The following is a 12,720-nucleotide window of genomic DNA, read 5'->3' as shown; positions in this document are numbered from 1 at the left end:
TTCGATGTTCCCGTCGCTCGCGCTGGTGCCAGGCGAGCCGGCCGGGATTGGGCCGGAACTGTGCGTCCGGCTCGCCCAGCGGCCGCGCTCGGACGCCCACCTGATCGCATACGCCGATCCGGATACCCTGCACAGCGCCGCAAAGGCGCTGTCTTTGTCTGTACGGCTGCTCGATCCGGACCAGCGCGCCCGCGCGCCCGGTGACCTGCCGCTGCATCCGATCCGCCAGGCCGTGCCGACCCGTTTCGGCATCGCGGACCCTGCCAATGCGGCGGCGGTCATCGCCGGCCTGCGTGGCGCTGCCGGCGACTGCCTGTCCGGCAAGCTGCAGGGCATCGTCACCGGCCCGGTGCACAAGGCAGTGATCAATGCCGGCGGCATTCCCTACACCGGCACCACCGAGCTGCTGGCCGAACAGGCGGGCTGCCCGGTGGTGATGATGCTGGCCAATGCCATCGTGCGTGTCGCCCTGGTGACCACCCATTTGCCACTGCGCGCAGTGGCCGATGCGATCACTGCCGACGCGGTGACGCGCTGCCTTCGCATCACCGACGCCGCGATGCGACGTGACTTCGGCCTGGAACGCCCGCGCATCGCGGTGCTGGGCCTCAACCCGCATGCCGGCGAAGACGGGCACCTGGGCCGCGAGGAGCTGGACGTCATCATCCCGGTACTGGAGCAGCTACGCGGCGACGGCATGCAGCTGATCGGCCCGCTGCCGGCCGATACCGCATTCTTGCCGCAGAAGCTCACCGGCTTCGATGCGGTGGTGGCGATGTATCACGACCAGGGCCTGCCGGTGCTCAAGTACAGCGGCTTCGAGCAGGCGGTCAACATCACGCTCGGCCTGCCCTATCCGCGCGTGGCGGTCGATCACGGCACCGCGCTGGAGCTGGCCGGGCGCGGTATCGCCGATCCGTCCAGCCTGATGGCGGCGACCGAGCTGTGCGCGCGCTTGGCCGCACGCGGCTAAGCGAGGGGGCGATTGCCGGGCTTGGACGGGGCACAGCGTGCACGCAGCCCGTCTGGCGTGCCGGCGATGCGCAGAACCGGCACCGCGTGCAGGCGCTGCCACGTTAAACTGCGCACATGAATCATTCTTTCAGCGCACCGGCCAAGAAGTCGCTTGGCCAGCACTTTCTTGCCGACCGGTATTACATCGACCGCATCGTGCAGGCAGTGGACCCGCGCGCCGGCCAGCACTTGGTCGAAATCGGCCCTGGTCAGGGCGCGATCACCTTTCCGCTGCTGCGCAAGCACGGCGCACTGACCGTGATCGAATTCGACCGCGACCTGATCGCACCACTGACCGACGCCGCCGCACCGATCGGCGCGCTGAGCATCATCCATCGCGATGTACTCAGTGTGGATTTCACTGCACTGGCCGATGGCACGCCGATCCGGCTGGTTGGCAACCTGCCCTACAACATCTCCTCGCCAATCCTGTTCCATGCGCTGGACCATGCCGCAGCGGTGGCCGACATGCACTTCATGCTGCAAAAGGAAGTGGTCGACCGCATGGCTGCCGGCCCCGGCAGCAAGGTGTACGGGCGCTTGAGCGTGATGCTGCAGGCGTATTGCGAGGTCACCGCACTGTTCGTGGTGCCGCCGGGCGCGTTCCGGCCCCCGCCGAAGGTGGACTCGGCGGTGGTACGGCTGGTGCCGCGCGATCCGGCCACGGTGCTGATCAGGGATCGGCGGCGCTTTGCCGACGTGGTGCGCGCCGGCTTCGGCCAGCGTCGCAAGACCCTGCGCAATGCCTTGTCCAACGTCTGCGAGCCTGCCCATTTCGAGGCCGCGCAGGTGCGCCCGGATGCACGCGCCGAACAACTCGAGGTCGCGGATTTCATCCGCCTGGCCAATGTCGAGCCGGCTTGAGCGCCGCTCCCACACGGTTTTATTTAGACTTTCCGCATGCACGATGATCCGCGCTACCGGGTCGAGGTCGAGGTGTCGCCCCGCTTCCTCGCCCATCAATCGACCCCCGACGAAGGCCGCTATGCCTTCGCCTACAGCATCCGCATCCAGAACGCGGGGGCCGTGCCTGCGCGCCTGATCGCACGCCACTGGCAGATCACCGACGCCAACGGACGCACCGAACGGGTGGATGGCGAGGGCGTGGTCGGCGAACAGCCCTGGCTGCGTCCCGGCGAGGCGTTCAGTTACACCTCCGGCGTGCTGCTGGAGACCGAGCAGGGACAGATGCAAGGTCATTACGACATGGTGGCCGACGATGGCACCGAATTCACCGCCCCGATCGCCGCCTTCGTGCTGAGCGTACCCAGGACGCTGCACTGATGGATGCTGGACTGATGGAGCGCACGCAATGAGCGTCTGGGCAATTGGCGACCTGCAGGGGTGTTACGACATCACCCGGCGCCTGCTGGAAAAAATCAACTTCGACCCCGCGCAGGACACCCTGTGGTTCTGTGGCGACCTGGTCAACCGCGGCGGTCAATCGCTGGAAACGCTGCGCCTAGTGCATTCGCTGCGCGCACATAGCGTGGTGGTGCTGGGCAACCATGACCTGTCGCTGCTGGCGATCGGCGCGCGTTCGGAAGAGGAACAACGCAAGGTCAATCCGGATCTGCTGCGCATCGTGCTGGCCGAGGACCGCGACCTGCTGCTCGACTGGCTGCGGATGCAGAAGCTGGCCCATGTGGACCGCGAACTGGGCTGGATGATGATCCATGCCGGGCTGGCGCCGAAATGGACCACGCAGATGGCCGAGAAACATGCGCGCGAGGTCGAGCAGCAACTGCAGGGCGGCGGCTATCGCAAACTGCTGCGCAACATGTACGGCGATCAGCCGGGCTGGTCGCCGGGCCTGAGCGGATATGACCGCAGCCGCGCAATCATCAACCTGTTCACGCGCATGCGCTATTGCACCCCGCGCGGGCGCATTGCCACCGACGACAAGGGCACCCCGGGTACCCAGGCGCAGGGCCTGTATCCGTGGTTCGAAGTGCCGGGCCGGGTCGAGCGCGATCTGAAGATCGTCTGTGGGCATTGGTCCGCACTCGGGCTGACCATCACCCAGGGCGTGCACGCCATCGATACCGGTGCGGTATGGGGCGGCAAACTCACCGCCCTGCAGCTGGATACCGACGAGCTGCGCGTGGTGCAGGTGCCGGGAATCCCGATCACGCAGCCGCCGAAGACCGCACAGCGCAGCCGGCCACCGCGCCGTAGGCAACGCCAGCGTGGCGGTGGCGGAGACAATGCGAACGGGAGCGCCGGTTCGACCGCTCCCAGTGCTGCTCCGCCCGCTCCCGCTGCGGACTAGTTAACGTGAGTGATCGGCGCACTGGCTGCAGCACGCCAGGGGTAGTACCTCGCCGATTGCAAATTAGCCAGAGCATGCGTCCGTTACGCGACTGGCACGTTTGCACGCTCGACCTTCGACGCGCGGACACACGGGCCGCATTCACCGCCCTGGAACAGATGGGGTGCGTGCACTAGACACGCACCATCGTGCACGCGCGACGGGTCGCGTCAGGCGAGCTGGTGGTGAACAAGCACATCGGATGATCGCGCGGCAGCTGCTTGAACGTGATCTGCGTAGTGCCGAACAGCGCATGGACAACACGGCGTGCCGCAACCACTGAACCACTCGCTCTTCATTCGAAGCGCAAGCCTCAGCGTCGCCGATAGTCCACATAGTCGAATGCGAAGGCATGCCGCGCATCGGGCGCATGCGACTCGCGCTGCACCGGCTCCCACACGGCCGGGTCGATCGGCGGAAAGTAGGTGTCGGCCCGTTCCACGGTGGTGTCCACTTCGGTGACGGCCAGCAGGTCCGCACGCTCCATGCTCAGGCGATAGACCTCACCGCCACCGATCACGCACAGCTCCTGTGCACCGGCCGCCTCGGCCTGCGCAATCGCCTCATCGAGCGACGCCACCGCCTGCATGTCCGCGAACGGCACCTGCCCCGAACGCGTCAGCACCAGGTTCACTCGCCCCGGCAAGGCACGCCCCAGCGACTGCGCGGTCTTGCGCCCCATCAGGATCGGCTTGCCCACGGTCAGCGCCTTGAAGCGCTTGAGATCGTCGGGCAACTTCCACGGCAATTCGTTGTCGCGGCCGATGGCATTGTTGCGGTCGAAGGCGACGATCAGGGTCAGTTTCATCGGTCCGGATACAGCGTGTCGTAGATTTTCATCGCGGCGTGCCGGCCCATCATTCCAAGGCAGAAAGCCACAAGGTACAACACGGCAATCACCGCCAACGCCGCCGAAGACTGCCCGCCGAAGAGGTTCGTCAGCTGCAGGGGTTCGCCCTTGTACAAGGCAATACCGAAAAAGCCGATCGGTGCGATGAGCAGGATGCTCGTGAGATTCACCAACAGGCTGGCCTGCATTGCCATCAGCGAATCAGCCAGTTTTTCCCGTGCCTTGATCGAATGCTTGGCCATCACAGTGCTGTCGTCTCAAGTGGATGCCGGCGGACCATGCCGCAACTCGCTCGTCACACCGCCACCGGCGCCTTGATCGCCGGATGCGGGTCGTAGCCCTCGATGGCGATGTCCTCGAAGCGGAACGCGAACAGGTCGGTCACCGCGGGATTCAGGCGCAAGCGCGGCAGCACGCGCGGGGTGCGGGTCAGCTGCTCGCGTGCCTGCGCGAAGTGATTCGCGTACAGGTGCGCATCGCCCAGCGTATGCACGAAATCGCCCACGCCCAGGCCGGTGGCCTGCGCCACCATATGCGTCAGCAATGCGTAGCTGGCGATATTGAACGGCACGCCGAGAAAGATGTCGCCGCTGCGCTGATACAGCTGGCAGCTGAGCTTGCCGTTCACCACATAGAACTGGAACAGGCTGTGGCACGGCATCAAGGCCATCTGCGGCAGCTCGCCGACGTTCCAGGCGCTGATCACCAGCCGGCGCGAATCCGGGTTGCGCTTGATCTCGTCCACCAGCCATTGCATCTGGTCGATCTCGACACCGTCCGGGCCGGTCCAGCGCCGCCACTGCTTGCCGTATACCGGGCCGAGATCGCCGTCGTCGTCGGCCCATTCGTCCCAGATGCGGACCTGGTGGTCCTTGAGGTAGCCGATGTTGGTGTCGCCCTGCAGGAACCACAGCAGCTCGTGGATGATCGAGCGCAGGTGCAGCTTCTTGGTGGTGACCAGCGGAAAGCCGTCGTTGAGGTCGAAGCGCATCTGCCAGCCGAACACGCTGCGCGTGCCGGTACCGGTGCGATCGGACTTCTCGGCGCCGTGTTCCAGCACATGCTGCAGCAGGTCCAGATAAGGCTTCACTTGGCCGCCTCCGCGCCCGCGGTCTGCACCAGCATCGGCTGCAACACCGGCGCGCGGCGCGACATCGCCAGCAACACCAGGCCGCCGATGATCAACGGCAGACTCAGGATCTGCCCCATCGTCAGCCAGTTGAAGGCCAGGTAGCCGATCGGTGCATCCGGCACGCGCACCAATTCCACGATGAAACGGAACACGCCGTACAGCAGCGCGAACATCCCCGACACCGCATAGCGTGCACGCGGCTTCATCGAGAAGGTCCACAGCACCACGAACATCACCACGCCTTCCAGCGCCGCCTCGTAGAGCTGCGAAGGATGCCGCGCGAACTGGTTCAATGCACCGGCGGCGTACTGCGCCTGGAGTTCTGCCGGCAACTTGCCGGCCAGTTCCGGCGCAAGCGGGAAGATCACGCCCCAGCCAGCATCGGTGAACTTGCCCCACAACTCGCCGCCGACGAAATTACCGAGCCTCCCGAAGCCCAGACCCAGCGGCACCAGCGGCGCCACGAAATCCATCACGTCGAAGAAGTGCAGCCGGTGCTTGCGCGCCCACAGCCCGCAGGCGATCAGCACGCCCAACAGCCCGCCGTGGAAGCTCATGCCGCCCTGCCACACCTTGAACAGGATCAACGGGTTGGCCAGCAGGCTGTCGAACGCATAGAACAGCATGTAGCCGATGCGCCCGCCCAGCACCACGCCGAGCATGCCGTAGAACAGCAGGTCGGAAAATCCGTCCATGTCCACGCCCGGCAGGCGGCCGCGCAGGATGCGCGAGCGCCCCAGTGCCCAGGCAGAGAAGAATGCGGCCAGGTACATCAACCCGTACCAGTGCACCTGCACCGGTCCAAGCGAGAAGGCGATGGGGTCGATGGCGTGCAGATAGATCATGCGGACCGCGGATCACGAAAAAGCGAGGCGTCTATTCTGACACCTCGCACGCGTTCAGCCTAAGAGCTGGGGACGATCGGGCAGCTCGTCTTCATGCTGGGAGCCGGCAGCGGCAGGAAAATGCTCGGTCAACAGCTCGGTCACCGCCTCGATCCCGGCCAGCACCGCCGCCTCGTGCTCGCCATCGCGCAGGAACTGCTGCATGCGCCGGCACACCTCGGCCCACTGCGCTTCCGGCACCCGGCTGCGCAGCCCACGGTCGGCGACCACTTCGATGGCGTGGTCGGCCAGCAGCAGATACAGCAGCACCCCGTTATTGGCCTCGGTGTCCCAGGTGCGCAATTGCGCGAAGGCCTGCTCGGCACGCTGGCGCGCGGTGTGCCCGCGCCATAGCGCGTCCAGCGGCAGGTCGGTTTCCACCGCTACCATGACCTGGCCGGTATGGGTGCGCTCGCTGGCGGCAACCGCCGCGGCGATCGCATCCATACAGCCGGCCGGGAAACTGCGCTGCGCCGAGGGCGCGAAGACATGCCTGAGCCACCGCATTACCAACTCCCCGAGGCGCCACCGCCTCCCGATGATCCGCCACCACCACCCCAGCCGCCGCCACCGAAACCGCCGCGGCCACCGCCTCCAAAGCCACCGAATCCACCACCGCCCCAGCCACCGCCGCCGACAAAGCGCCCCGGCGAACCGGACGCCAGGCCGGCCAGCAGCCCGATCACCGCAGCGCCGGCGCTGGCGAACAGCAGCGAGGTAAACAGCAGGGCGGCACCGCCGGCGGCGACGCCGGTCAGCAATGCACGCAGCGGCCGCGGCAGGGCACCGAGAATGCCGCGCGCCACCATCGCGACCACAAAACCGATGAACAAGGCCATGATCCAGCCGCCGCCGCCCGAGCCATTGCCGGCGCCGCCGTCGGCGTGCCCGCTGACCGGCGCCGGCAAGGCCTCGCCTTCGATCAGGCCGGCCAGCGTCGCAGTCGCCGCACTGATGCCGCCGGCGTAGTCGCCCTCACGGAAGCGCGGCGCCAGATACTCCTGGATGATGCGGTTGGCCGTGATGTCGGGGATCGCACCTTCCAGGCCGTAGCCGGGCTGGATCCGCACCCGGCGGTCGTCCTTGGCCACCAGCAGCAACACTCCGTCGTCCACGCCCTTGCGGCCGATCTTCCACTGGTCGAACACGCGCTGGGTGTACTGCTCGATCGGCTCCGGCTGCGTGGTCGGCACGATCAGGACCTGCAACTGCGCGCCCTTGCGCTGCTGCAAGACCAGCGCCTGCTGCTCGAGTTGCTGGATCTGCGTGGCGTCCAATGTGCCGGTGGTATCGACCACGGGCGAGCGCAGTGGCGGAATGGCTGCCAGATCCTGCGCCAGGAGCGAGGCCGGCAACAGCAACAGCGCCAACATCCAGAACACCCGCGTGTAGTTCTTCCGCATTCGCAACTCCTGGCTGATTAGCACTGACACTTCATCGGCACTGGCTTGGCTGATCCTTCTCCCTGCGGGAGAAGCTGCCCCGAAGGGGCGGATGAGGGTGCGAGCGAAGCCTCGTACAGTTGGAATAGCACGAGGACTTCGTCCCGTACCCTCCCCCGCTCCGCCACCCGGCCCTCGCTGGCAGCGCGGGCGCTCCAGGGCTTGCGCGCCAGTGGCGCGCAAGCCGTGCCTTATCGCCCCGAGGGCAGAGGCTTGATGTGCCGCTCCTGAAAGTTGGCATTGATCCAACTGGCGATCGATGGGTTGCCATCGCAAACCTAACGATCGCTTCGACATGCCGTGCGGCACATTGCGCAGTATTTGGTACTGCGCAAATCGCATGTGTTTACTGCGCTGGCTGCGGCTGCGGCGAGGGCTGCTGCGGCGCCTGCTGATTGCCGAAATCCACCTGCGGTGCGCGCGAAATCTGCGCTTCGTTTTCCACGCTGAAATTGGGCTTGGGCTGGTAGCCGAAGATCTTGGCGGTGATCACCTGCGGGAACGAACGGATGTAGGTGTTGTACTCCTGCACCGTCTGGATGTAGCGACCGCGCGCCACGGTGATGCGGTTCTCGGTGCCTTCCAGCTGCACCTGCAGATCGCGGAACGACTGGTCGGATTTCAGCTGCGGATAGTTCTCGCTGACCACCAACAGGCGCGACAGTGCGCTGCCGAGTTCGCCCTGCGCCTGCTGGAACTGCTTGAGCGAGGCTTCGTCGTCGGCATTGACCTGGATCTGCCCGACCCGCGAGCGCGCATTGGTCACCTCGGTCAGCACCTGGCGCTCCTGCTGGGCATAGCCCTGCACGGTGCGCACCAGATTGGGAATCAGGTCGGCGCGACGCTGATATTGATTCAGCACCTCCGACCAACCTGCCTTGACTCCTTCTTCCTTCTGCTGGATCGCGTTGTAACCGCAACCGGACAGCGAGACGGTCAGGATCAGCAACACCAGGGCGCGAATCAGGACGGGCATGCAGGCGATTCCGTTGAAAGAGAGCCGCAGCATGCCATGCGGCGAGTCAAGCCGGCATGCACGCGTGCGCCTGGCAGGCGATTCCGGCCAGGCGCGATGACGCCCGGCCATCGGCAGAAGCAGTCACTGCATGCTGTGTGACAGGTTGATACGTCAGCTGGCGCGATCCGGCGCATCTCATCGCAACGAAGGTCTCCATGCATCTGCCAATCCAGTCGCCTACAGAAGCGAACTGGTAGCTGCACGTCGCTCAGAGGTAGCTCAGAGGTAGTGCTCTTCAGAACAAGCGCGGCAGCAGGACCAGTCCCCAGCACAGCAGCACATTGATCAGCAGCAGGAACACCGCCGCCGAGCCCATGTCCTTGGCACGGCCAGCCAGCACGTGGTGCTCGGGGCCGTAGCGTTCGATCACCGCCTCGATCGCCGAATTCAGCAGTTCGGCGGCCAGCACGATCAGCAACGGCGCGATCAGCGCAATGCGTTCCAGCCCGGACTGGCCGAGCCACAGCCCCAGCGGCAGCAGCACTGCCGCCAGGCACACCTCCAGCCGAAACGAGGATTCGTGCAGCCATGCCGCGCGCAGACCCTGCCATGACCAGATCGCCGCCTTGAGCATGCGGCGCGGACCGCGCGGCACGTGTCCCAGTTGATCGGCCATGCGTCAGTGCTTCCGGCCGCAAGGGCGTGTCTGGGGACGGCTCGAACGCATGGCGTGGTCACTGCTGGGGAAAGTGCGAATCTTGCACCGTCGTGCAGCGCGCCGCCAGGGCGTGACCAGGTGCCGCAACAGCTGGCATTGGGCCTGCAAGGCCGTCAGATGCTGCCGCATGGCGCAATCTTTTCCACATTGTCTGTGCAGGCCCGGCGGCACGCTCTGCGAGCAACCCATGACAGGCGCTGGACGCCTACCGGTTTGCCCTGGGCTTCCAGCCTGTCGCACCATGGTGGTCCGCTTCACTGTCGCAGGTTCTTTCGCATGACCAAACATCCCTTGCGCACGCTGCTGTGCGCGCTTGCCTTGTTGTCCGGCCACGTCCACGCCGCCGCCCCGCACCCCGCGCCACAGATACCGGCGCAGGTGTCCAATCCCGCCTGGGAAGACGACATGCGGCGCTTTTCCGACAGCGATGCGCAACAACCGCCGCCCCGGCACGGCATCGTCTTCGTCGGCAGTTCGTCGATCCGTTTCTGGGACACGCTGGCACAGGATTTCCCCGGCATGCCGGTGATCAATCGCGGCTTCGGCGGTTCGGAAGTGCGCGACAGCACCTGGTACGCCGACCGCATCGTGATCCCGTATGCGCCGCGCCAGGTGGTGCTGTATGCCGGCGACAACGATCTCAACAGCGGCCGCACGCCACAGCAGGTGCGCGACGACGTGCTGGCATTCGTGCAGCGCATCCGCCGCGATTTGCCCACAGCGCGCATCAGCTATCTGTCGATCAAACCCAGCCCCTCGCGCGCACATCTGCTGCCTTCGATCGTCACTGCCAATCGCCTGATCAAGGACGCACTCGCGCCGCTGCCGCACGTGGACTACGTGGACGTCTACACGCCGATGCTCGACGCCGACGGCAAACCGCGCGCCGAGCTGTTTCGCCAGGACATGCTGCACATGACCGCCGATGGCTATGCCATTTGGCGCAAGGCGGTGGCCCCGGTACTGAAGCAGAAGTAGCGCCCTGCAGGTCGATCTGGCGAGGCACTCGCCAGATCGGTCGATTGATCGATTGCGGCAAGCGATCCCGCAGATGCAGCTGGCGTCAGCGGGGATCGCCACGGCGCGCGGGATCAATGCCGCGCAGTCGAAAACGCCATCGTCGCAACCGCAAACGGCGCCCCAGGCGCATGCAGCGCGTCTGCCTCATGAGCAGCCGGTTCCAGGCGACCCGCATGTCGCTAACGCCCCCACTACCTCAGGCCACCACCACCGCAACCGAGGTGCCGACACCGGACTCGCTATGCAGCTCGATCCGCCAGCCGAAGCGATCGCACAGCCGGCGCACGATCGACAGGCCCAGGCCGGTGCCCTGCGGGCGCGTGGGATCGGCGCGAAAGAACGGCTCGAACGCGCGCGCGCGCGCTTCCTCGCTCATGCCGATGCCGGTATCGCGCACGACGATGCGGTCCTGGGTGACTTCCACTTCGATGCTGCCGGTGTCGGTATAGGCGCAGGCATTGCGCAGCAGGTTGCTGAGCACCACGCGCATCACCCGCGGCGGGGCGAAAATCTGCAGGCTGCGGTCGCCGACCATCGTCAGGGACACCGGCTTGTCGCCCAGCAGTTCGCGGGCGCTGTCGACTTCCTCGCTGGCCAGTTCGGCAGCATCGAAGGTTTCGCTTTGCGGGTCGATCTCGGCCTCGCGCGCCAGGATCAGGAAGGCGTCGATCACCGCTTCCATGTCGCGGCCGGCACGCTGGATCCGGCGCAGGCTGCGCTGGGTGCGCTGCGACAATTCGTCGTCGGCCAGCGCCATGTCGCTAGCCACCCGGATCACCGTCAACGGTGTGCGCAGCTCATGGCTGGCATCGCGGGTGAAATTGCGCTCGCGTGCGACATGGTCGCTGACTTTCTGCCCCAGCGCATGCAGCGCGGCGGCCAATTGCCGCGTCTCGCCCTGCAGGTCGGCAGGCAACCGCTCCGGCGCCAGTTCGTCGACATCGGGGTTGCGCGGATCCCACTGCGACACGCGCCGCGCCAGCCAGCTGATCGGCGAGACCAGCCGCTTGGAAATCCGGTAGGTCACCCAGAACACGCCATAGATCGCCAGCAGCACCAGCATCGCCGGCACCACCCCGAACCAGAGCGTCAGATGCGCCGCGCGCGAGCGTGGGAACACCAGGTACAAGCGCCCTTCCGGACGTTGATCGACATACACCAGGGCGTCGGCGGCGGCCACTTCGCTGAAGCCCGGCGACAACCGCTGCAAGGCCGCTGGCGCAGGGTCGCGGCCCTGGCCGGCGGGCGAAAAATAGCCCTGGATGTTGCGTGTATTCGGCGGCGGGTTGGTCGGCGCGCTCTTGTGCAGGTGCCAGAAATGCACCGCCTCGTCGGCAAGCACGGTGCGCACCAGGCTGTACTTGATCACGAAGGACAGCAGATAGCCGCCCAGCACGATCGCCAGGCTCGCCAGGGCGACCTGCAGCAGGAAGGCGAGACGTATTTTTCGTGGAAGCCCGTGCGGCATTGCTGCATCCAGGGGAGAGCGCCGGATTATAGGCAACGCTTCCGTAAGCCCGTCGTGCAGCCAGACGGCAGCACGCGGAAGCGACAGGCGCGTGGGCGCCTAGGGGAGGTGACCGGCCGTCGGAACGGCGGCCGGCCGGTGACATCAGGCCATCGGCTGGGCGATGTCGGCGATGCGATAGCCGGCGCTCTGAACCGTGTGCAGCAGCGGACGGTCGAACGGCTTGTCGATGATCTTGCGCAGGTTGTACAGATGGCTGCGCAGGGTGTCCGAATCCGGCAACCCGTTGCCCCAGATCTCGCGCTCGATTTCCTGGCGGGTGACCACCCGCGGCGACTCGCGCATCAGGATGGTGAGCAGGCGCAGACCGATCGGCGAGAGCTGCAGCTCGGTGCCGGCGCGGGTGGCGCGCATGCTGACCGGATCGAGCACCAGGTCGGCGACCTTGAGCACTTCCGAGCCAACCTGGCGGCGCTCGCGGCGGATCAGGGCACGCAGACGGGCTTCCAGTTCCTGGATCGCAAACGGCTTGGTCAGGTAGTCGTCGGCACCGAAACCCAGGCCGGTGAGCTTGTCGTCCAGCGTGTCGCGGGCGGTCAGCATCAGTACCGGGGTGGACTTGCGTGCGTCGTTACGCAGGCGGCGACACACTTCGATGCCGTCCAGACGTGGCAGCATGAGATCCAACACGACCACGTCGTAGCTGTTCTCGGCGGCCAGACGGTAGCCGTCGAGTCCGTCCTGTGCGTAGTCGACCTCGAAGCCACGGCCTTCCAGGTACTCGCCGATCATTTCAGAGATATTGCGGTTGTCTTCGACGACCAGCACGAGGCCGGACGTTTCCTTGGTCTGACGCATGGACTTTCCTCGGTCTTCAGCTTTGTGAAACATGCCGGATCGGCAGTGGAAAGGGCGTGAAGACC

The 12,720-nt window shown here is 66.0% G+C and carries 15 protein-coding genes; 5 read left to right on the top strand and 10 right to left on the bottom strand.

Going from position 1 to position 12,720, the window contains the following annotated elements:
- Positions 1-4: 4 nt before the first annotated feature.
- The 4 genes from pdxA (at position 5) to XARJCFBP2528_RS10480 (ending at position 3,286) form a co-directional block, all read left to right on the top strand.
- On the top strand, positions 5-973 hold the full coding sequence (gene pdxA / locus XARJCFBP2528_RS10495; protein WP_047124650.1) for a 4-hydroxythreonine-4-phosphate dehydrogenase PdxA: 969 nt from the start codon (positions 5-7) through the stop codon (positions 971-973).
- 116 nt (positions 974-1,089) lie between these two features.
- Positions 1,090-1,878 carry a 16S rRNA (adenine(1518)-N(6)/adenine(1519)-N(6))-dimethyltransferase RsmA gene (gene rsmA, locus XARJCFBP2528_RS10490; RefSeq protein ID WP_047124649.1) on the top strand — a complete coding sequence of 263 codons (789 nt, stop codon included), beginning with the start codon at positions 1,090-1,092 and terminating at the stop codon, positions 1,876-1,878.
- A gap of 36 nt (positions 1,879-1,914) precedes the next feature.
- Positions 1,915-2,298, top strand: coding sequence for a Co2+/Mg2+ efflux protein ApaG (gene apaG, locus XARJCFBP2528_RS10485; protein WP_039523655.1), 384 nt, complete (start codon positions 1,915-1,917; stop codon positions 2,296-2,298).
- Positions 2,299-2,326: 28 nt separating this feature from the next.
- The gene (locus XARJCFBP2528_RS10480) at positions 2,327-3,286 is read left to right on the top strand and encodes a symmetrical bis(5'-nucleosyl)-tetraphosphatase (RefSeq protein WP_039523653.1); all 960 of its coding nucleotides are present in this window, start codon (positions 2,327-2,329) and stop codon (positions 3,284-3,286) included.
- A gap of 352 nt (positions 3,287-3,638) precedes the next feature.
- Here the strand turns inward: XARJCFBP2528_RS10480 and XARJCFBP2528_RS10475 are convergent, their stop codons facing one another.
- From XARJCFBP2528_RS10475 to XARJCFBP2528_RS10440, 8 genes are all read right to left on the bottom strand, one after another.
- Complete coding sequence (locus XARJCFBP2528_RS10475) at positions 3,639-4,133, bottom strand: dihydrofolate reductase (RefSeq protein ID WP_047124648.1); 495 nt, start codon at positions 4,131-4,133, stop codon at positions 3,639-3,641.
- Entirely contained in the window at positions 4,130-4,417 is a 288-nt protein-coding gene (locus tag XARJCFBP2528_RS10470) for a hypothetical protein (RefSeq protein ID WP_016900770.1), read from the bottom strand. The genes XARJCFBP2528_RS10475 and XARJCFBP2528_RS10470 overlap by 4 nt, the downstream gene beginning before the upstream one ends.
- Before the next feature lie 53 nt (positions 4,418-4,470).
- Positions 4,471-5,265 (bottom strand): thymidylate synthase, encoded by a 795-nt coding sequence (locus XARJCFBP2528_RS10465; RefSeq protein ID WP_016900771.1) that lies wholly within the window; start codon positions 5,263-5,265, stop codon positions 4,471-4,473.
- Positions 5,262-6,152, bottom strand: coding sequence for a prolipoprotein diacylglyceryl transferase (gene lgt, locus XARJCFBP2528_RS10460; protein ID WP_016900772.1), 891 nt, complete (start codon positions 6,150-6,152; stop codon positions 5,262-5,264). The genes XARJCFBP2528_RS10465 and lgt overlap by 4 nt, the downstream gene beginning before the upstream one ends.
- Positions 6,153-6,206: 54 nt before the next feature.
- On the bottom strand, positions 6,207-6,698 hold the full coding sequence (locus XARJCFBP2528_RS10455) for a TPM domain-containing protein (RefSeq protein ID WP_026063975.1): 492 nt from the start codon (positions 6,696-6,698) through the stop codon (positions 6,207-6,209).
- Entirely contained in the window at positions 6,698-7,594 is an 897-nt protein-coding gene (locus XARJCFBP2528_RS10450; protein WP_039523640.1) for a TPM domain-containing protein, read from the bottom strand. Before XARJCFBP2528_RS10450 ends, XARJCFBP2528_RS10455 begins: the two co-directional genes overlap by 1 nt.
- A 385-nt stretch (positions 7,595-7,979) precedes the next feature.
- Positions 7,980-8,609 (bottom strand): LemA family protein, encoded by a 630-nt coding sequence (locus XARJCFBP2528_RS10445; RefSeq protein ID WP_039810873.1) that lies wholly within the window; start codon positions 8,607-8,609, stop codon positions 7,980-7,982.
- Positions 8,610-8,886: 277 nt separating this feature from the next.
- The gene (locus tag XARJCFBP2528_RS10440; protein ID WP_016900776.1) at positions 8,887-9,267 is read right to left on the bottom strand and encodes a diacylglycerol kinase; all 381 of its coding nucleotides are present in this window, start codon (positions 9,265-9,267) and stop codon (positions 8,887-8,889) included.
- 318 nt (positions 9,268-9,585) lie between these two features.
- Here XARJCFBP2528_RS10440 and XARJCFBP2528_RS10435 point away from each other — a divergent pair, with 318 nt between their 5' ends.
- Positions 9,586-10,287, top strand: a complete 702-nt coding sequence (locus tag XARJCFBP2528_RS10435) for an SGNH/GDSL hydrolase family protein (protein WP_016900777.1) — start codon at positions 9,586-9,588, stop codon at positions 10,285-10,287.
- A gap of 238 nt (positions 10,288-10,525) precedes the next feature.
- Here XARJCFBP2528_RS10435 and XARJCFBP2528_RS10430 read toward each other — a convergent pair whose 3' ends face one another.
- On the bottom strand, positions 10,526-11,797 hold the full coding sequence (locus tag XARJCFBP2528_RS10430) for a sensor histidine kinase (RefSeq protein WP_039810876.1): 1,272 nt from the start codon (positions 11,795-11,797) through the stop codon (positions 10,526-10,528).
- A gap of 144 nt (positions 11,798-11,941) precedes the next feature.
- A complete protein-coding gene (locus tag XARJCFBP2528_RS10425) occupies positions 11,942-12,655 on the bottom strand; it encodes a response regulator transcription factor (RefSeq protein WP_002811889.1) in 714 nt (237 codons plus the stop codon).
- Positions 12,656-12,720 lie beyond the last annotated feature (65 nt).

It is taken from the genome of Xanthomonas arboricola pv. juglandis (assembly GCF_001013475.1).
Lineage (GTDB): Bacteria > Pseudomonadota > Gammaproteobacteria > Xanthomonadales > Xanthomonadaceae > Xanthomonas > Xanthomonas arboricola.
Note: the sequence above shows the minus strand (reverse complement) of the source record. Positions and strands in the feature narration are given on the sequence as shown.